This is a genomic window from Oryzobacter faecalis, from assembly GCF_046764005.1.
GTDB lineage: Bacteria > Actinomycetota > Actinomycetes > Actinomycetales > Dermatophilaceae > Oryzobacter > Oryzobacter faecalis.
The window spans coordinates 208,547-225,176 of record NZ_JBKOFW010000003.1 but is presented as its reverse complement, the minus strand read 5'-3'; the positions used below and the strand labels follow the sequence as shown (position 1 = coordinate 225,176).

18 protein-coding genes are annotated in these 16,630 nt (G+C 72.4%); 10 read left to right on the top strand and 8 right to left on the bottom strand.

Annotated features, from left to right (window positions below):
* Positions 1–21: 21 nt before the first annotated feature.
* From ACK8HX_RS07755 to ACK8HX_RS07735, 5 genes are all read right to left on the bottom strand, one after another.
* On the bottom strand, positions 22–393 hold the full coding sequence (locus tag ACK8HX_RS07755) for a helix-turn-helix domain-containing protein (protein WP_411940103.1): 372 nt from the start codon (positions 391–393) through the stop codon (positions 22–24).
* Between the two features lie 476 nt (positions 394–869).
* A complete protein-coding gene (locus ACK8HX_RS07750; protein ID WP_411940102.1) occupies positions 870–1,370 on the bottom strand; it encodes a DUF4395 domain-containing protein in 501 nt (166 codons plus the stop codon).
* Between the two features lie 187 nt (positions 1,371–1,557).
* Complete coding sequence (locus ACK8HX_RS07745; RefSeq protein ID WP_411940101.1) at positions 1,558–2,424, bottom strand: beta-keto acid cleavage family enzyme; 867 nt, start codon at positions 2,422–2,424, stop codon at positions 1,558–1,560.
* 42 nt (positions 2,425–2,466) lie between these two features.
* Positions 2,467–3,492: a CAF17-like 4Fe-4S cluster assembly/insertion protein YgfZ gene (ygfZ, locus tag ACK8HX_RS07740; protein ID WP_411940100.1), complete on the bottom strand. Its 1,026-nt coding sequence runs from the start codon at positions 3,490–3,492 to the stop codon at positions 2,467–2,469.
* Complete coding sequence (locus ACK8HX_RS07735) at positions 3,489–3,911, bottom strand: Fur family transcriptional regulator (RefSeq protein WP_411940099.1); 423 nt, start codon at positions 3,909–3,911, stop codon at positions 3,489–3,491. The genes ygfZ and ACK8HX_RS07735 overlap by 4 nt, the downstream gene beginning before the upstream one ends.
* A gap of 57 nt (positions 3,912–3,968) precedes the next feature.
* Here ACK8HX_RS07735 and ACK8HX_RS07730 point away from each other — a divergent pair, with 57 nt between their 5' ends.
* Complete coding sequence (locus ACK8HX_RS07730; RefSeq protein ID WP_411940098.1) at positions 3,969–5,024, top strand: LCP family protein; 1,056 nt, start codon at positions 3,969–3,971, stop codon at positions 5,022–5,024.
* A gap of 18 nt (positions 5,025–5,042) precedes the next feature.
* On the opposite strand, the gene ACK8HX_RS07725 is transcribed toward ACK8HX_RS07730, so the two are convergent.
* The gene (locus ACK8HX_RS07725) at positions 5,043–5,552 is read right to left on the bottom strand and encodes a heme-binding beta-barrel domain-containing protein (RefSeq protein WP_411940097.1); all 510 of its coding nucleotides are present in this window, start codon (positions 5,550–5,552) and stop codon (positions 5,043–5,045) included.
* A gap of 12 nt (positions 5,553–5,564) precedes the next feature.
* On the opposite strand from ACK8HX_RS07725, the gene ACK8HX_RS07720 reads away from it, so the two are divergent.
* Positions 5,565–5,936 carry a DsrE family protein gene (locus ACK8HX_RS07720; RefSeq protein ID WP_411940096.1) on the top strand — a complete coding sequence of 124 codons (372 nt, stop codon included), beginning with the start codon at positions 5,565–5,567 and terminating at the stop codon, positions 5,934–5,936.
* Positions 5,937–5,948: 12 nt separating this feature from the next.
* Here ACK8HX_RS07720 and ACK8HX_RS07715 read toward each other — a convergent pair whose 3' ends face one another.
* A complete protein-coding gene (locus tag ACK8HX_RS07715) occupies positions 5,949–6,803 on the bottom strand; it encodes a hypothetical protein (RefSeq protein WP_411940095.1) in 855 nt (284 codons plus the stop codon).
* Between the two features lie 16 nt (positions 6,804–6,819).
* On the bottom strand, positions 6,820–7,104 hold the full coding sequence (locus ACK8HX_RS07710) for a MoaD/ThiS family protein (RefSeq protein WP_411940094.1): 285 nt from the start codon (positions 7,102–7,104) through the stop codon (positions 6,820–6,822).
* 21 nt (positions 7,105–7,125) lie between these two features.
* Here ACK8HX_RS07710 and ACK8HX_RS07705 point away from each other — a divergent pair, with 21 nt between their 5' ends.
* From ACK8HX_RS07705 to pstB, 8 genes are all read left to right on the top strand, one after another.
* On the top strand, positions 7,126–7,824 hold the full coding sequence (locus tag ACK8HX_RS07705; protein ID WP_411940093.1) for a winged helix-turn-helix transcriptional regulator: 699 nt from the start codon (positions 7,126–7,128) through the stop codon (positions 7,822–7,824).
* Position 7,825: 1 nt separating this feature from the next.
* Positions 7,826–8,731 carry a mycothiol synthase gene (gene mshD / locus ACK8HX_RS07700; protein ID WP_411940092.1) on the top strand — a complete coding sequence of 302 codons (906 nt, stop codon included), beginning with the start codon at positions 7,826–7,828 and terminating at the stop codon, positions 8,729–8,731.
* 31 nt (positions 8,732–8,762) lie between these two features.
* Positions 8,763–11,078, top strand: a complete 2,316-nt coding sequence (locus tag ACK8HX_RS07695) for an RNA degradosome polyphosphate kinase (RefSeq protein WP_411940091.1) — start codon at positions 8,763–8,765, stop codon at positions 11,076–11,078.
* A 25-nt stretch (positions 11,079–11,103) separates the two neighbouring features.
* A complete protein-coding gene (locus tag ACK8HX_RS07690; protein WP_411940090.1) occupies positions 11,104–12,063 on the top strand; it encodes an NUDIX hydrolase in 960 nt (319 codons plus the stop codon).
* A 172-nt stretch (positions 12,064–12,235) separates the two neighbouring features.
* Complete coding sequence (pstS, locus tag ACK8HX_RS07685) at positions 12,236–13,363, top strand: phosphate ABC transporter substrate-binding protein PstS (protein ID WP_411940089.1); 1,128 nt, start codon at positions 12,236–12,238, stop codon at positions 13,361–13,363.
* Between the two features lie 113 nt (positions 13,364–13,476).
* Entirely contained in the window at positions 13,477–14,490 is a 1,014-nt protein-coding gene (gene pstC / locus ACK8HX_RS07680) for a phosphate ABC transporter permease subunit PstC (protein ID WP_411940088.1), read from the top strand.
* On the top strand, positions 14,487–15,419 hold the full coding sequence (gene pstA / locus ACK8HX_RS07675) for a phosphate ABC transporter permease PstA (RefSeq protein WP_411940087.1): 933 nt from the start codon (positions 14,487–14,489) through the stop codon (positions 15,417–15,419). Before pstC ends, pstA begins: the two co-directional genes overlap by 4 nt.
* A 52-nt stretch (positions 15,420–15,471) precedes the next feature.
* A complete protein-coding gene (gene pstB / locus ACK8HX_RS07670; RefSeq protein ID WP_411940086.1) occupies positions 15,472–16,248 on the top strand; it encodes a phosphate ABC transporter ATP-binding protein PstB in 777 nt (258 codons plus the stop codon).
* Positions 16,249–16,630 lie beyond the last annotated feature (382 nt).

Here is a 16,630-nt window from a genome sequence, read left to right as displayed (position 1 = left end):
CCGGCGGGGTGCGTGGGGCGGTCAGGGCCGCGGGTCGTCCTCGACGTAGGACTCGTAGATGTCGAGGAGCGTCTTCTTCTGACGGGCGGTGAGGTGCGGGTCGTCGGCGACCGCACGGCGCACGTCGGTGTGGGAGGCCTCGTGGGTGACCTCGGCGTCGAGGATCCCGGCCTTGACGTAGAGGCTCTCTGCGGAGACCTCGAGTCCCTTCGCGAGCTGCTGGAGGATCTCGGCGCTCGGGCGCTTCAGGCCTCGCTCGATCTGGGAGAGGTAGGGGTTGGACACCCCGGCGAGCTCGGACAGCTGACGGAGGGAGAGCTTGGCGGCCTGGCGCTGCTCGCGCAGGTAGTCGCCGAGGCTGCTGCCCAGGTCGTTCAGCGGGTTCTTGCTCACGCCACCATTGTGCTTGCTTCAGTTAGCAAAACGCAAACTGCGGCAAGCGTGAGGGTGCTCACACGGTGAACACGGGGCGACAGCCGTGCCCAGCGACGACCACGACTCCGCCATCCGGCTGGTGGCACGCGGGGACGCCACTGGCCGCAGCGCCAGGCCCCGAGCCTTGTCGAGGTCCCACCGGCGGACCCGCAGACCCACCCCGTCCGCTGACTACGCTTTGCCTCCCGTCAGGACGCGAAGTCACCTGCCCCCCGCGGGGACGCACCACGCTTTGCCTCCCGTCAGGACGCGAAGTCATCTGCCCCCCGCGGGGACGCACCACGCTTTGCCTCGCCTCGGGAGGCAAAGTCACCTGCCTCCTGAGGGGACGCAACGCACCGTGCTTCTCACGCGGACGCAGGTGACTTTGCTCGCCGGGGGGAAGCGAAGCGTAGTGAGCGGACAGGATGTGTGGCCGGGCCGCGTGGCGCCGATCAGGCGAGCGCGGCCTCGCGGCTGCGCTGGCGCAGGGTGATGTCGTTGCACTCGACGCACACCGCCTCGGGCACCAGGCCCCAGCGCATGAGGTAGCCGAAGACCCAGCAGCCGGCGCAGAAGCCGAGGGCACTCTCCAGGAGCGCGAAGACGACGAGGATCGCGAGCAGGCCGAACGCCACCCCCGAGGCGCCGAGGACGAGGGCCACCGTCGCGGCCACGGTGAAGGCCAGCCCCACCGCCTGTGCGAAGCGCTTGGGGGCGCCGGCCACCCACACCGGCCGCCCGAGCCTCGGAGCGATGACCTTGGTGGCGAGCTGCCCGAACGGGTCGAGCTTCGGGCCGCTCGCGACGCGGAGGGCGAACCCGACCGCCAGCACGGCCGCGAGCCACAGCCATCCGGTCACGAGCGCGAGCCCGGCGACGAGCACGACGATCCCGGCCACCACCCGGGCGGCCTTCTCGTTGACGACCTTCGGAAACCCAAAAGCACGACGCACGACTGTCATAACCAAGGATTATGCAACGTGGCGTGCACCGCCACCACCGCGTGTCCATCCTTCGGCCGGGCTCCGGCTCGCGTGCCGACCGACGGACGGCGGACGGCGGCGTGGCCCCCGGCAGCCCGAAGGCGGCACCGCCCGGTCGAGCCGGGCGGGCCGAACGACCGCGCGGCGAGCCCGCGGGTCAGGCAGCCGGCCGGGAGCGACGGTCCTTGATGCCGAGGAGCTCGCGTGCCTGGGCCGTCGACAGGGGCGGGCGCTGCATCACCACCGCGAGCTCGGCGGCCCGCGACACCAGCTCGTCGTTGTGCGACACCACCTGGCCGCGCCGGAAGACGACGTTGTCCTCCATCCCGACCCGCAGGTGTCCCCCGGCCGACAACGCCGCCGCCATGATCGGCAGGTGGCCGCGGCCGATACCGGTGGCCGACCACGACGTCACCTCGTCGGGCAGCATCGCCACGCCGGCCATGAGGGCCGCGGTCGTCGCGGGCATCCCGCCGGGCACCCCGGTGACGAAGTCGACGTGGACTCGGCCCCCGAACGGCAGCCCGTGGGTGTCGAGCAGCCGCCGCAGCGCGTGGACGTGCCCGAGGTCGAACAGCTCGAACTCCGGGACCACCTCGCGCTCCTGGGCCTGCACGTACAGCTCGGACATGAAACCCCACGGGTTGAGGAAGACGTCGTCACCGAAGTTCGTCGTCCCGCACGTGAGCGAGCACGAGTCGGGCTCGGCGTCGAGGACGGTCAGCCGGGCCTCGAGCGGGTCGTGGACGGACCCCCCGGTCGACAGCTGCACGACGAGGTCGGTCGCCTCGCGCACCGCGTCGACCGCGGCCCGCAGGTACGCCCCGTCCAGCGTCGGCGCGTGCGCCGCGTCGCGGACGTGCAGGTGGATGAGCGAGGCCCCCGCGGCCTCGCACCGCACGGCCGTCTCGACGACCTCCTCGAGGGTCGTCGGCAGCTGCGGCAGGTCGGCCTTGGCGTGCTCGGCGCCCGTGGGCGCGACGGTGATGAGGGTGCCGGCGGAGGCCGTGGCGACAGGGCTCATGCGCCCATCATGGCAGCCGGGAACCGGAGGACTTGCGGCGAATCAACCGCGCACGACGACGGTCTGCGCCGCCGACACGCCACCGGCGAGAAGATCCGCGTCCTCGGGCACGGACCGCTTGATGACGGCCAGCGCCACCGGGCCGTCCTCGAAGTGCCGTGCCACCGACGTCAGGCGGCCGACCTCACGCCCGTCCCGGACGACCGGCGCCCCGGCGTCGGGCAGGACGTGCCCGGACCCGTCGAGGTGGAGGAAGACGACCCGCCGCGGCGGCCGCCCCAGGTTGTGCACCCGCGCGATCGTCTCCTGCCCGCGGTAGCAGCCCTTGTGCAGGTGCACGGCCGTGCGCAGCCAGTCGACCTCGTGGGCGATGGTCCGGTGGTCGGTCTCGAACCCGAGCCGCGGCCGCCACGCGGCGACCCGCAGCGCCTCGGCGGCCCAGGTGCCGGCGAGCGGGCGGTCGCCCAGCGCGGCCTCGAGCGACTGCCGCGGCACGACGAGCTCGCGCCAGACCCGCCCGATGCCCGGGTGGCCGTCGACCGGGCCGTACGCCGCGGTGTCACCGACGAGCGAGGGCCAGGGGTCGACCCACGCGAGCGCCTCGCCCTCGACGGACTCCGCGCCCACGGGCTCGCCGAGCACGGCCCACTCGGCCGTCACGTCGGCCACCTCGACGCGGAGCATGAACCGCATCGACTCCAGCCACGTCACGAGCGCCGGCGCGGTGCCGGGCTCGACGGTGACCCACGTCGTCGAGCCGTCGTCGACGAGGTGCAGGGCGTGCTCGACGTGACCCTTCGGGGAGAGGACGAGCGACTCCCGCGACTGCCGCGGCCCGAGCCCGAGGAGGTGCTGGGTCGTCATCGAGTGCAGCCACGACAGCCGGTCGGGACCGGACACGGTGACGACCCCGCGGTGCGAGAGGTCGACCGCGGCCAGCCCCTCGGCGAGCAGCCGCTGCTCGCGCGCGGGGTCGCCGTAGTGCGCGGCGACCCCGGCGTCGGGACCCTCCCCCTCGACGGCGCCGGGGCGTCCGAGGAGGGGCGAGGTGGCGGTGGACGTGCTCATGGGGTGCTCTCCCTGCAGGTGCGGCACAGGCCGTGGACGGCGGCGTGCGAGATGTCGGCGGCGAAGCCGAGCCGCTCGTCGACGCGCGAGACGAGCTCGTCGGCGACGTCGAGCGGGACCTCGCCCACCCAGCCGCAGCCCCGGCAGACGAGGTGGAGGTGGGTGGCGTGGTCGGCGAGGTGGTAGCTGGGGGCGCGGTGGTCGACGTGGGTGTGCCCGACGAGCCCGAGCTCCTGGAGGGCGTCGAGCGCCCGGTAGACCGTGGACGCCGGCACCGACGGGCCCCCGTCGGCGCACACCGCCTCCGCGACCTCCTCCGGCGTGCCGTGGCCGAGCCGGCCGACGGCGGCGAGGACGCGCTCGCGCTGCGACGTCAGGCGCTTGCCCTGCGCCCGCAGCCGCTCACCGAGGTCACTCACCCCTCCAATGTAGGCCGGGCGCCAGCGGGCCATGGGGGCCCCACCTACACTGACGACGTGGCTCAGCACGATCTCGACTCCCTCACGGAGCGCATCGGCGGCGGCGAGGAGGTGCCGGCCGAGACCCGACGCAAGGACCGCCGGGGCCTCAGGCGCGTCCTCATCGGCCTGCTCGCCATCGTCGTCCTCCTGTTCGGTGGGGCCGCCGGGTTCGTCGGCTACCTCGGCTACACGGTCAACGACAACGTCACCCAGGAACAGCTGCTTCCCGAGAAGCGCCAGCCCGTGGTCGCCCCCGACGGGAAACCGGTCGCGGAGACCGGGACCGGCACGAACTACCTCGTCCTCGGTGCCGACACCCGCCCCGGGGACGCCGGCCGCAGCGACGTCATCGTCCTCGTCCACGTCCCGCAGGACGCCGAGACGATCCAGATGATCCACTTCCCCCGCGACCTCTACGTGTCGATCCCGGGCCACGGGAAGAACAAGATCAACGCCGCGTACGCGTTCGGCCGCGAGCCCCTGCTCGTCGAGACGATGGAGAACCTGCTCAAGGTCCGCATCCACCACGTCGTCCGCACCGACTTCGAGGGCTTCGAGAACATGACCGATGCCGTCGGCGGCGTGCGCGTCTACGCCGAGGAGGGCAGCGACGGCACCGGCAACGGTGGTGAGGTCGTCATCCGGAAGGGCTGGAACGACCTCAACGGTGAGCAGGCCCTCGCCTTCGTCCGCGAGCGCTACACGCTGAGCGAGGGCGACATCTCCCGCGGCCGCCGCCAGCTCGCCTTCATCAAGGCGCTCTTCCTCAAGGCCACCGCCCCCGAGACGATCACCAACCCGGTGAAGATCGCGAAGTTCACGAACGCGGCGACCGAGAACCTCGTCCTCGACCAGACGCTCACCGTGGGCGACATGCGCGACACCGCGATCAGCCTGCGGCACATCCGCTCCGGCGACATCGTCTTCGCGACCGCCCCGTTCACCGGCTTCGGCACCTCGCCGCAGGGCGCCTCCATCGACATCGTCGACGAGAAGGGCATGGCCGACCTCGGCGAGGCGATCCGCACCGACACGATGGACGAGTACGGCGACGTCTTCGTCACCCCCTGAGGGGCCGGTGCGGCAGCGTCACTCGACCCGCTTGAGCTCAGCGCTCACGTGCGACTGGAGCGGCTGCCCGACGGCGCCCATGTCCATGACCCACAGCAGGTCGGAGTTGACGTAGCCGTACATGCGGTGACCCGCGGTGTACTCCTTGGCGAACGGGCTGCGCATGACCCCGTCGGTGCGCAGCTCGACCTTGGCGGTCTCGGCAACGCCCGCGTACATCTCGACGATGCCCGTCGGGTGGGTGAGGAGCAGCTCGACGTTCGTGCCGTCCTCGGCCGGCGGCGTCATCCGCCAGAAGCCCACCTCCGTGGCGAGCGGGCGCACCTGGTTGCCGTCGTCGTCGAGGAGCCAGGTCCGGGAGCGCCACTCGAGGAAGGGGCGCCCGTCGTGGCTGACGACGACCTCCTGCCCGAAGCGCTGCGACTCGATCGTCGGGTAGCCCACGAGGCCGGCTCCCGCCCACCGGCCGACGAGCCAGGCGAGGGGGGCGAGGTCCTCGTGGAGGGAGGTGTCGAGCGTGAAGACCATAGGGTGCAGTCTATGGAGTCCCCCGCGACCACCCTCGTCGTCAAGGTCACCTGCGGTACCGAGGCCCCCGAGCGCCTCAACCAGGGCTTCACCGTCGCCTCGACCGCCCTCGCGTCCGGCCTGGACGTCAGCCTCTGGCTCACCGGCGACGCCACCTGGATGGCGGTGCCGGGCCGGGCCGAGGACGTCGCCCTCCCCCATGCCGCACCCCTCGCCGAGCTGCGCGACGCGCTGCTGGACGGCGCCCGCGTCACGGTGTGCGGCCAGTGCGCCGCGCGGCGCGAGCTCACCGAGGCCGACCTGCTCCCGGGCGCGGTCGTCCGGGGCGCGGCGGCGTTCGTCGAGGAGGTCGTCGCGCCCGGCGCTCGCTCGCTCGTCTACTGACCCGGCCGCTGCTCAGCCGACGAGGGCGAGCGAGAGGACGTACACGACGACGCCCGGCACGAGGGCGCTCGCGGCCCCGGACGCGAGCTGGGCCCGGAAGGTGCCGATCGCCGGCAGCACCGTGAGGACGCGGCGCACCGCATGGGCCACGGCGGCACAGAGGAGACCGGTGAGCGCGGCGGGCCCGGAGTCGGGGCCACCGAGCAGCGCGGCCACCACGAGGCCCGCACCCCCGCCGAGGAGCATGGCGATCGGCAGCATCCACGGCCGCAGCCTGGCCAGCCCGGTGACGAGGTCGCCGAGCGCGGACGCGGCGACGGCGGCGAACGCGATGACGGCGAGGTCGGCCGCCCGGCCGCTGCGGGTCAGGGGCACCCAGGCCGCCCCGAGGGTGACGACGGCGATCCCGAACGAGGTGACGGCGATCGACTCGGTGAGCCGGGGCCGCCCGTCGCGCCGCACCATCTGGTGGACGAACATCACGGCCAGCCCGGCGACCACCGCGACGGGCACGAGGCGCAGGTAGGGCTCGTCGGCGGGCACGACCGCCGCGGCGGGTCCGAGGACCGCCACGACGCCGATGGCCAGCGAGGACCCGAACCGGCTCGAGGAGCCGTGCAGGCCCGGCCAGCCCCAGGCGAGAACGATCCCGGCCCAGGCGAGCCCGGCCGCGAGGACGACGGGGTCGGCGACGAGGGCCAGGCCCAGCAGGGCGGCGAGGACGACGGTGGCGACGACGGCGAGGGGCCGCGGCACGGTCGCGAGCGCCGGCAGCACCGGGTCGCGCAGCAGGGCCTCGCGCCGCGCCCGCCGCGACGCCCGGGTCTCGCTGACCTCCGCGGTCACCTCGGTCGCTCGGTCGTCCACGCGCGGCATCCTCCCATCATCCACCGGCGAAGGGCGGCAGGACCTCGACGACCGACCCCTCGGCGACGACGGTCGCGGCCTCGCTCGCCCGCCCCTCGACGAGGACGGTGCACACCGGCAGGACGGCGGCCAGCGCAGGCCGCCCGGCGAGGAGGCGCGCGGTCAGCTCGCCGACGGTCGCGACGCCGGACACGCGCTCCTCGTCGACGCCGGCGGCCGCCCGGGCCCCGGCCCAGTAGCGCACGGTGACGGCCTGGGGGCTCGTCTCACCGGCGCCGACATCCGGACGTTGCGTGTGCATGACCGCCTATCCTGTGGGGCAATGGCCCACCTGCTGCTGTTGACGAACACCTTGGCGCCCTCCGCCGAGGTCGTTCCGGCGCTCGGGCTGCTGTCGCACCATGTTCGCATCCTCCCGGCGGAGGCCAGCGCCCTCGTCGACGCCCCGCAGGCCGACGTCGTCATCGTCGACGCCCGCCGCGAGCTCGCGATGGCGAAGTCGCTGTGCCGCGTCATCTGCACGACCGGCATCTCCTCGCCCCTCCTCGCCGTCGTGACCGAGGGCGGACTCGCCGGGATCACGAGCGACTGGGGCATCGACGACGTCCTCCTCGACACCGCCGGTCCGGCCGAGCTCGAGGCCCGGCTGCGGCTCGCGCTCGGGCGCACGGCGGAGGCGGTCCCCGACGAGGGGGGCCCCATCACCGCCGGCGCCCTCGTCATCGACGAGGCCACCTACTCGGTCCGGCTGCGGGGCCGCCTGCTCGACCTCACCTACAAGGAGTTCGAGCTCCTCAAGTACCTCGCACAGCACCCCGGACGGGTGTTCACCCGCAGCCAGCTGCTCCAGGAGGTCTGGGGCTACGACTACTTCGGCGGCACCCGCACGGTCGACGTGCACGTGCGGCGGCTGCGCGCCAAGCTCGGCACCGACTACGAGGTGCTCATCGGGACCGTCCGCAACGTCGGGTACCGGTTCGTCCCCGAGGTCGCCGACAGCTTCTCCGAGGTCGAGGGCTGACGTGGCCCGCACCGAGCGGGCCACCTCGGTCGACGCCTCGACCGCCGACACCCTCCACGAGCTGTGGGCACGGGCCCTCGAGACCGACGGCGTCGGCGCGGTGTCCGAGGCCTTCCGCCTCGCGGTGGGTCCGCAGCCGCGGGCCGGGGTGGTCCACCTGCTCCGGTACGCCGATGACGACGCCCTCGTCGGGTACGCGCAGGTGGCCTCCACCGGAACCCCGGACGCCGTCGCCGAGCTCGTCGTCGACCCCTCGCACCGGCGGGCGGGGCACGGCCGCGCCCTCCTCGACGCGGCCCTCGCCGAGGGCGCTCGGAGCGTGTGGTCGCACGGGCTGCTCCCGGCCGCCGAGGCGCTGGCCGCGTCCGCCGGCCTCGTCCTGACCCGCAGCCTGTACCGGATGACGCGCCCCCTGACCGACGACGACCGTGCCGACCCCGTTCTGCCGCAGGGGTTCTCCGTCCGCCCCTTCGAACCCGGCCGTGATGACGAGGCCTGGGTGCGTCTCAACGCGGCGGCCTTCGCGACGCACCCGGAGCAGGGCCGGCTCACCGTCGCCGACCTGAGGGAGCGCATGGCGCAGCCCTGGTTCGACGCCGCCGGCTTCCTCCTCGTCGTCGACGACGCGAGCGGGCAGGTCGTCGCCTTCCACTGGACCAAGGTCGAGCCGGGGTCGTCGAGCGGTGAGGTGTACGTCGTGGGGGTCGACCCGGGGCACCAGGGCCGTGGCCTCGGCGGACCGCTCACCGCCCTCGGGCTGGCCCACCTGGCGCGCCTCGGGCTCGGCGAGGTCGAGCTCTACGTCGACGGCGAGAACACCGCCGCCCGGCGCACCTACGCGCGCCTGGGCTTCACCGACGCAGCCGTCGACGGCCAGTACTCCGTGGTCGCGCGGGCGCCAGCCTGACGTCGGACGCCCGACCTGACAGGATTGGCGCATGACGACGACGGATCCGGGAGTCGAGGTGGACGAGCAGACCTCTGCCACCGACGAGGCGGCCGAGGCCGCGGCGGAGGCGCACATCGTCAGCGAGGTGTCGATCGCGAGCGCGTCGGCGAGCGAGACCCGCTCGCACCAGCCGCGCGCCACCAACGGCCGCTTCGTCCGCGCGTCGCAGGGCGGTCCGCTCGACGAGGGCGAGGGGCTGCCCGCCGACCGCTTCCTCGACCGCGAGATCAGCTGGCTGCAGTTCAACGAGCGGGTCCTCCAGCTGGCGGCCGACGAGAACGTCCCGCTCCTCGAGCGCTGCCGGTACCTCGCGATCTTCACCTCGAACCTCGACGAGTTCTTCATGGTCCGCGTCGCCGGGCTCAAGCGCCGCATCGCCACCGGCATCGCCGTGCGGTCGGCGTCGGGCCTGGAGCCGCGCGAGGTCCTCGACCAGATCAGCCACGTCGCGCACGAGCTGATGTCGATGCAGGCCCGCGTCTACCGCGACCAGGTGCGCCCGGCGCTCGAGACCGAGGGCATCACCATCGTCCGCTGGGACGAGCTCGCCGAGGAGGAGCGCACCCGGCTCGGCTCGGTGTTCCGCCAGCGGCTCTTCCCCGTGCTCACCCCACTCGCCGTCGACCCGGCGCACCCGTTCCCCTACATCTCCGGGCTCTCGCTCAACCTCGCGGTCGTCCTCGTGAACCCGCGCACCGGCAAGGAGCACTTCGCCCGCGTCAAGGTGCCCGAGGTGCTCCCCCGCCTCCTGCGCGTCGAGGCCGGGCCGGAGGAGGACGCCCTCGCGGACATGTACGACACCCGGTTCGTGCCCCTCGAGGACGTCATCGCCGCCCACCTCGAGCACCTCTTCCCCGGGATGGAGGTCCGGGAGCACTTCACCTTCCGGGTCACCCGCAACGAGGACCTCGAGGTCGAGGAGGACGACGCCGAGAACCTCCTCACCGCGCTCGAGCGCGAGCTGACCCGTCGGCGCTTCGGTCCGCCGGTGCGCCTCGAGGTCGAGGAGGTCATGGACGACCACGTCCTCGACCTCATCGTCCGCGAGCTCGGGGTCGCCTCCTCCGAGGTCTACCGGCTGCCGGCCCCCCTCGACATCCGGGCGCTCAACGTCATCGCCGACCTCGAGCGCTCCGAGCTGCACTTCGAGCCGTTCGTGGCCCGCACCAACGCCGACCTCGCGCCGACCGAGAGCGCCAAGGCCCGCGACCTGTTCGCCTCGATCCGCAAGCAGGACGTCCTCCTGCAGCACCCGTACGACTCGTTCTCGACCTCCGTGCAGGCGTTCATCGAGCAGGCCGCCGCCGACCCGCGGGTGCTCGCCATCAAGCAGACGCTGTACCGCACGAGCGGCGACAGCCCCATCATCGACGCCCTCATCGACGCGGCGGAGGCGGGCAAGCAGGTGCTCGCCGTCGTCGAGATCAAGGCGCGCTTCGACGAGGTCAACAACATCAGCTGGGCCCGCAAGCTCGAGCACGCCGGGGTCCACGTCGTCTACGGCATCGTCGGGCTCAAGACGCACTGCAAGCTCGCGCTCGTCGTGCGCCAGGAGGCCGAGGGGCTGCGGCGCTACTGCCACGTCGGCACCGGCAACTACAACCCCAAGACCGCGCGCGTCTACGAGGACTTCGGCCTCCTCACCGACGACGACCAGGTCGGTGAGGACCTCACCCGCCTGTTCAACCAGCTCTCGGGGATCGCCCCGCGCAGCCGGTTCAAGCGCCTCCTCGTCGCCCCGCGCTCGGTCCGTTCTGGGCTCATCACGCACATCGAGGCCGAGATCGAACACGAGCGGGCGAACCCCGGGACCGGGCACATCGCCATCAAGGTCAACTCGATCGTCGACGAGCAGGTCATCGACGCCCTCTACCGCGCGTCGCAGGCCGGAGTCCGGGTGCAGCTGTGGGTGCGCGGCATCTGCGCGCTGCGCCCCGGCATCCCCGGCGTCTCGGAGACGATCGAGGTGCGCTCGATCCTCGGCCGCTTCCTCGAGCACTCGCGGATCTTCCTCTTCGGGGGAGGCGGCGAGCCCGTCGTCTACATCGGCAGCGCGGACATGATGCACCGCAACCTCGACCGTCGCGTCGAGGCGCTGGTGCGCCTCAGCGACCCGCGCCACATCGCCGACCTCCAGGCCCTCATGGCCCGGGGGATGAGCGACGAGTACTCGCACTGGCGCCTCGGCAGCGACGGGCGGTGGACGCGAAACCACGTCGACGACGAGGGCGCGCCGCTCGCCGACCTCCAGTTCGCCCTCATCGAGATGCACGCCAAGCGGCGCCGGAAGGCCCGGCGGCGCTGAGGCGCCCCTGCCGGACCCGGACACCGTGTCTCCGACGAGGATCCCCGCCGCCGGGACGGTGCCGTGGCGCCTCCGCGACGGTGTGCTCGAGGTCGCCCTCGTCCACCGTCCCCGCTACGACGACTGGTCGTGGGCCAAGGGCAAGCTGGACCCTGGGGAGGACTGGGCGGTCGCAGCCGCGCGGGAGACGACCGAGGAGACCGGGCTCGTCGTGCGGCTCGGTCCCCCGCTGCCGGAGTCGCGCTACGTCGTGCTCGACCGGGGGCTGCCCGGCGACAAGGTCGTGCGGTACTGGTCGGCCCAGGTGACGGGCGGGGACGGGCGGCTCGTCAACGAGATCGACGAGGTCGTGTGGCTCGACGTCGCCGGTGCCCACGCCCGGCTCGACTACGCCCGGGACCGGGACCAGCTCCTCGCCCTCGTGCGCCTGCAGCAGAACGACCGGCTCGACACCTGGCCGCTCGTGCTCGTGCGGCACGCGCACGCCGTGGGCCGGGGGGCGTTCGACGGCCCCGACGACAGGCGGCGCCCGTTGGACGACGCGGGTCGGGCGCGGGCGCGCGACCTCGTCGCCGTGCTGGGGGCCTACGGGCCGACCCGCATCGTCAGCTCACCCTCGCTGCGGTGCGTCGACACCGTCGCGCCGTTCGCGAAGGCCGCCGGTCTGCGGGTGCGCACGCGGGACGGGCTGTCGGAGGAGGGCCACGCGGAGGCGCCCCTCAAGGCCCGGCGTCACCTCCTGCGCGTCCTCGACAGGGGTGAGGCGGCCCTGATCTGCTCGCACGGCCCGGTGCTTCCGGCCCTGCTCGACGAGGTCGCCGCCCGGCTCGACCTCGACACCGAGGGGGCCGTCGAGGTCGTCGAGGCGTTCGCGGAGGCACGCGACGAGGAGCTCGCCAAGGGCGAGGCGCTCGTCTGCCACGTGGTTGGGCGTGGCGAGGAGGCACGCGTCGTCGCGGTCGAGCGCCACCTCCCCTCCCTCTGAGCCGCGGGCGGCAGGACGGATGCGCTGACCAACCGGACGGCCAATGGCCGGGCGCCGTTCACGGGGCGTTCACCCGGGACGGGCCGATGCGTCATCCGGCGTCCTTACCGTCGCTGACGTCGGGCACTGCAGCCCGGCCCCCATGACCCTTGTCCTCCGAGAGGTACAGACAGTGAAGATTCAGCGTTTCGGCCAGGTGGCGGCTCTCGCCCTGGTCGGGTCGATCGCCCTCGCGGGTTGCGGCTCCGACAACAACGCCGGCGCGGGTGCGGGCGCCTCGGGCTCGGCCTCCGGCTCCGCGTCGGCCTCGGCCGACTGCTTCGAGGGCACCCTGAACGCCGAGGGCTCCTCCGCGCAGAAGAACGCCTTCGAGGAGGCCGCGGCCTCCTTCGGCGAGGTGTGCTCCGGAGCGACCGTCAACTACAACCCGACCGGCTCCGGCGCGGGCATCAAGCAGTTCATCGCCGGCCAGGTCGACTTCGCCGGCTCCGACTCGGCGCTGAAGACCGAGGAGAAGGACGGCGTCGTCGAGGCCGACGCGGCCGCCGCCTACTGTGGCTCGCCCGCGTGGAACCTCCCCATGGTCACCGGCCCGATCGCCATCTCCTACAACCTGCCCGGCGTCGACAAGCTCACCTTGACCCCGGCCGTCGCCGCGGACATCTTCAAGGGCACCATCACCACCTGGAACGACCCGAAGATCGCCGCCGTCAACTCGGGCGTCCAGCTCCCGTCGACCGCGATCAAGGTCTTCTTCCGCTCCGACGAGTCCGGCACCACCGAGAACTTCACCAAGTACCTCGAGGCCGCCTCGGGTGGGGTCTGGACCGACGAGCCGTCGAAGAAGTGGACCGGCAAGGGCGAGGGCAAGGAGAAGTCGGCCGGTGTCGCCGAGGGCGTGAAGTCCACCGAGGGCGGCATCACCTACGTCGAGTGGAGCTACGCCAAGGACAACGACCTCGGCATCGCCCAGGTCGACAACGGCGGCGGCGCCGTCGAGCTGACCGGTGAGTCGGTCGGCAAGGCCGTCGAGGCCGCCGAGGCGGCGGGCGAGGGCAACGACCTGCGCCTCAAGCTCGACTACGCGACCAAGGAGGCCGGCGCCTACCCGATCCTCCTCGTCACCTACGAGATCGTCTGCTCGAAGAACAAGGACGCGGAGAAGGGCAAGCAGATCAAGGCCTTCCTGTCGCACTTCGCCTCCGCCGACGTGCAGAAGAGCCTCGAGGAGATCGGCTACGCCCCGCTCCCCGCCTCGGTGCAGACCAAGGTCGAGGCCGCCATCGAGGCGATCTCCTGACCACCGTCCCCCGGCGGCTCCGGCCGCCGACCTGACCGCGAGGGGGCGGGCCGGACACCGGCCCGCCCCCTCCGGCACGACCTCAGACCAGCGAGAGAACGACGAGGACCACCGTGACGACCTCCATCACCGGCCGCTCGGTCGGCGACGAGCTGCCCGGGCCCGACGGGCGGCCCCCGCTCCAGGGCGACCGCGCCGGCACCGGCCGCCTCGGCGACCGGGTGTTCGGCGCACTGGCCACCGGGTCCGGTCTGCTCGTCATCGCGATCGTCACCCTCGTCGGGGTCTTCCTCGTCTGGCAGGCCGTCCCGTCCCTGCTCAACAACGACGCGAACTTCCTCACCTCGCGGGTGTGGGAGCCCAGCGGCGCGAACCCGCGCTTCGGCATCGCGGACCTCGCCTGGGCGACCGTCGTCTCGTCGGTCATCGCCATGGCCATCGCCGTCCCCCTCGGCGTCGCGGTCGCGCTCTTCATCACCCAGTACGCCCCGAGGTGGCTCTCGCGGCCGGCCGCCGCGACCGTGGACCTGCTGGCCGCCGTGCCGTCGATCGTCTACGGGTTCTGGGCCATCCAGATCGCCGGCCAGTACTTCCAGCCCGTCGCCGACGCGATGACGAGCGTCTTCGGCTGGGTCCCCTTCCTCGCCGACGCCGGGACCTCCGCGAAGTCGACCCTCGCCTTCGCCGGCATCATCCTGGCGATCATGATCCTCCCGATCATCACCGCGATCTCGCGCGAGGTGTTCGCGCAGGTCCCGACGACCCACAAGGAGGGCGCCCTGGCGCTGGGCGCGACCCAGTGGGAGATGATCCGCGTGGCCGTGCTGCCCTACGGCAAGCCGGGCGTCATCAGCGCGGCGATGCTCGGCCTGGGCCGGGCGCTCGGCGAGACCCTCGCGGTCGTCATCATCCTGTCGACCCTCAACGCCTCCTCCCCCTGGAGCTGGTCGATCTTCTCCGGTGGCTCGACCTTCGCCTCGCGGATCGCGTTGGGCGCCAGCGAGTTCGACACCCCGCAGAAGACGGGGGCCTACATCGCCGCGGGCCTCGTCCTGTTCGTCCTGACCTTCATCGTCAACGCCATCGCCCGCATCGTCATCGAGCGCAGGAAGGCCTTCACCGAATGAGCACCGTCCAGCTCGAGGACACGACCACCGCCGGGCCCGTGGGCCCGCGGTCCCCGCTCGGTGGTCAGCTTCGCGCCAAGTCCGGGGGGCGGGCCGCGCGCGACATCCTCGCCCGGGTCGTCATGTGGAGCGCCTTCGCGATCGCCTGCGTGCCGCTGCTGTGGATCCTCGGCAGCACCATCGTCAAGGGCGGGCACATGCTCGTCGACGCGACGTGGTGGACGAACAGCCAGGCCGGGATCACCGCCCGCCGGGTCGGCGGGGGGGCCGCCCACGCCGTGCAGGGCACCCTGCTCCAGGCCGTCGTCACCGCCGCGATCTCGGTCCCGATCGGCGTCCTCACCGCGGTCTACCTCGTCGAGTACGGTCGCGGCCGGCTGGCCAGGGCCGTCTCCTTCATGGTCGACATCCTCACCGGCGTCCCGTCGATCGTCGCGGCCTTGTTCATCTACGCCCTGTGGGTCACGACCTTCGGCTTCCAGCGCGTCGGGTTCGCGGTCTGCCTCGCCCTCGCCCTCCTCATGATCCCGACCGTCGTACGGTCGACGGAGGAGATGCTCAAGCTCGTGCCGAACGAGCTGCGCGAGGCGTCCTACGCGCTCGGGGTGCCCAAATGGAAGACGATCATGAGGATCGTGGTCCCGACCGCGCTGTCCGGGATCGTCACCGGCATCCTGCTCGGCCTCGCCCGGGTGATGGGCGAGACGGCCCCCCTCATCATCCTCGGCCCGTACACCAAGGTCATCGCCTACGACCTGTTCGGCGGGCTCATGGGCACCCTGCCCACGATGATCAACCAGGACCGGACCGAGAACCTCCAGCCCGCCATCGACCGGGTCTGGGGCGCCGCGCTCACCCTCATCCTCCTCGTCTTCCTCCTCAACCTGCTGGGCCGCTTCATCGGCCGCTTCAGCAAGGTCAAGGGCTGAGAACCCTTCCCCCCGAACGCATCCACCCAGCAGCGACGAAAGAGCACCCACCATGGCCAAGCGGATCGACGTCAAGGACCTCGACATCTACTACGGCGACTTCAAGGCCGTCGAAGGCGTCACGTTGACGGTGGAGCCCCGGTCCGTGACGGCCTTCATCGGCCCGTCCGGCTGCGGCAAGTCCACCGTGCTGCGGACGCTCAACCGGATGCACGAGGTCATCCCCGGCGGGCGCGTCGAGGGGTCGGTCATGCTCGACGACCAGGACCTCTATGCCTCGTCGATGGACCCCGTGTCGGTGCGCCGGACGGTCGGCATGGTGTTCCAGCGGCCGAACCCGTTCCCGACGATGTCGATCCGCGACAACGTCGCCGCCGGGCTGAGGCTCAACGGGCTGAAGAACAAGAAGCAGCTCGACGAGGTGGTGGAGGCCTCACTCAAGGGCGCGAACCTCTGGAACGAGGTCAAGGACCGCCTCGACAAGCCCGGGGCCGGGCTCTCGGGAGGCCAGCAGCAGCGGCTGTGCATCGCCCGCGCCATCGCGGTGAACCCGCAGGTGCTGCTCATGGACGAGCCGTGCTCGGCGCTCGACCCGATCTCCACCCTCGCCATCGAGGACCTCATCAACGAGCTGAAGTCCGAATACACGATCGTCATCGTCACGCACAACATGCAGCAGGCGGCGCGGGTCTCCGACCAGACGGCCTTCTTCAACCTCAAGGCGACCGGTGAGCCGGGCCGTCTCGTCGAGGTCGGCGACACCCAGCGGATCTTCTCCAACCCGACCGAGAAGGCGACGGAGGACTACATCAGCGGTCGCTTCGGCTGACCGTGCCGCCGGGGCTCCGTCCCCGGCCTCGTGACCACCCGCGGGGGTCGCGCCGGTGCTGCGTCCACAACAACGCCCCGGCCGCGGCCCCCGCGGGCCTCGTCGGGGGCTTCCCTGGGCTGTCGGCTACCAGAGGGCGCGCAGGACCGACCTGCTCCCGGAGGGCGCACAGGACCGACCTGCTCCCCGAGGGCGCACAGGACCGACCTGCTCCCCGAGGGCGCACAGGACCGACCTGCTCCCCGAGGGCGCGCAGGACCGACCTGCTCCCCGAAGGCGCACAGGACCGACCTGCTCCCCGAGGGCGCACAGGACCGACCTGCTCCCCGAGGGCGCACAGGACCGACCTGCTCCCCGAGGGCGCGCAGGACCGACCTGCTCC

Bases quoted from the DNA above. Each gene is read 5' to 3' on its own strand.
- pstB (WP_411940086.1), top strand. From the start codon at position 15,472: ATGGCCAAGCGGATCGACGTCAAGGACCTCGACATCTACTACGGCGAC.
- pstA (WP_411940087.1), top strand. From the start codon at position 14,487: ATGAGCACCGTCCAGCTCGAGGACACGACCACCGCCGGGCCCGTGGGC.
- ACK8HX_RS07745 (WP_411940101.1), bottom strand. From the start codon at position 2,424: ATGAGCCCTGTCGCCACGGCCTCCGCCGGCACCCTCATCACCGTCGCG.
- ACK8HX_RS07710 (WP_411940094.1), bottom strand. From the start codon at position 7,104: ATGCACACGCAACGTCCGGATGTCGGCGCCGGTGAGACGAGCCCCCAG.
- ACK8HX_RS07695 (WP_411940091.1), top strand. From the start codon at position 8,763: ATGACGACGACGGATCCGGGAGTCGAGGTGGACGAGCAGACCTCTGCC.
- ACK8HX_RS07725 (WP_411940097.1), bottom strand. From the start codon at position 5,552: ATGGTCTTCACGCTCGACACCTCCCTCCACGAGGACCTCGCCCCCCTC.
- ygfZ (WP_411940100.1), bottom strand. From the start codon at position 3,492: ATGAGCACGTCCACCGCCACCTCGCCCCTCCTCGGACGCCCCGGCGCC.
- ACK8HX_RS07720 (WP_411940096.1), top strand. From the start codon at position 5,565: ATGGAGTCCCCCGCGACCACCCTCGTCGTCAAGGTCACCTGCGGTACC.
- ACK8HX_RS07705 (WP_411940093.1), top strand. From the start codon at position 7,126: ATGGCCCACCTGCTGCTGTTGACGAACACCTTGGCGCCCTCCGCCGAG.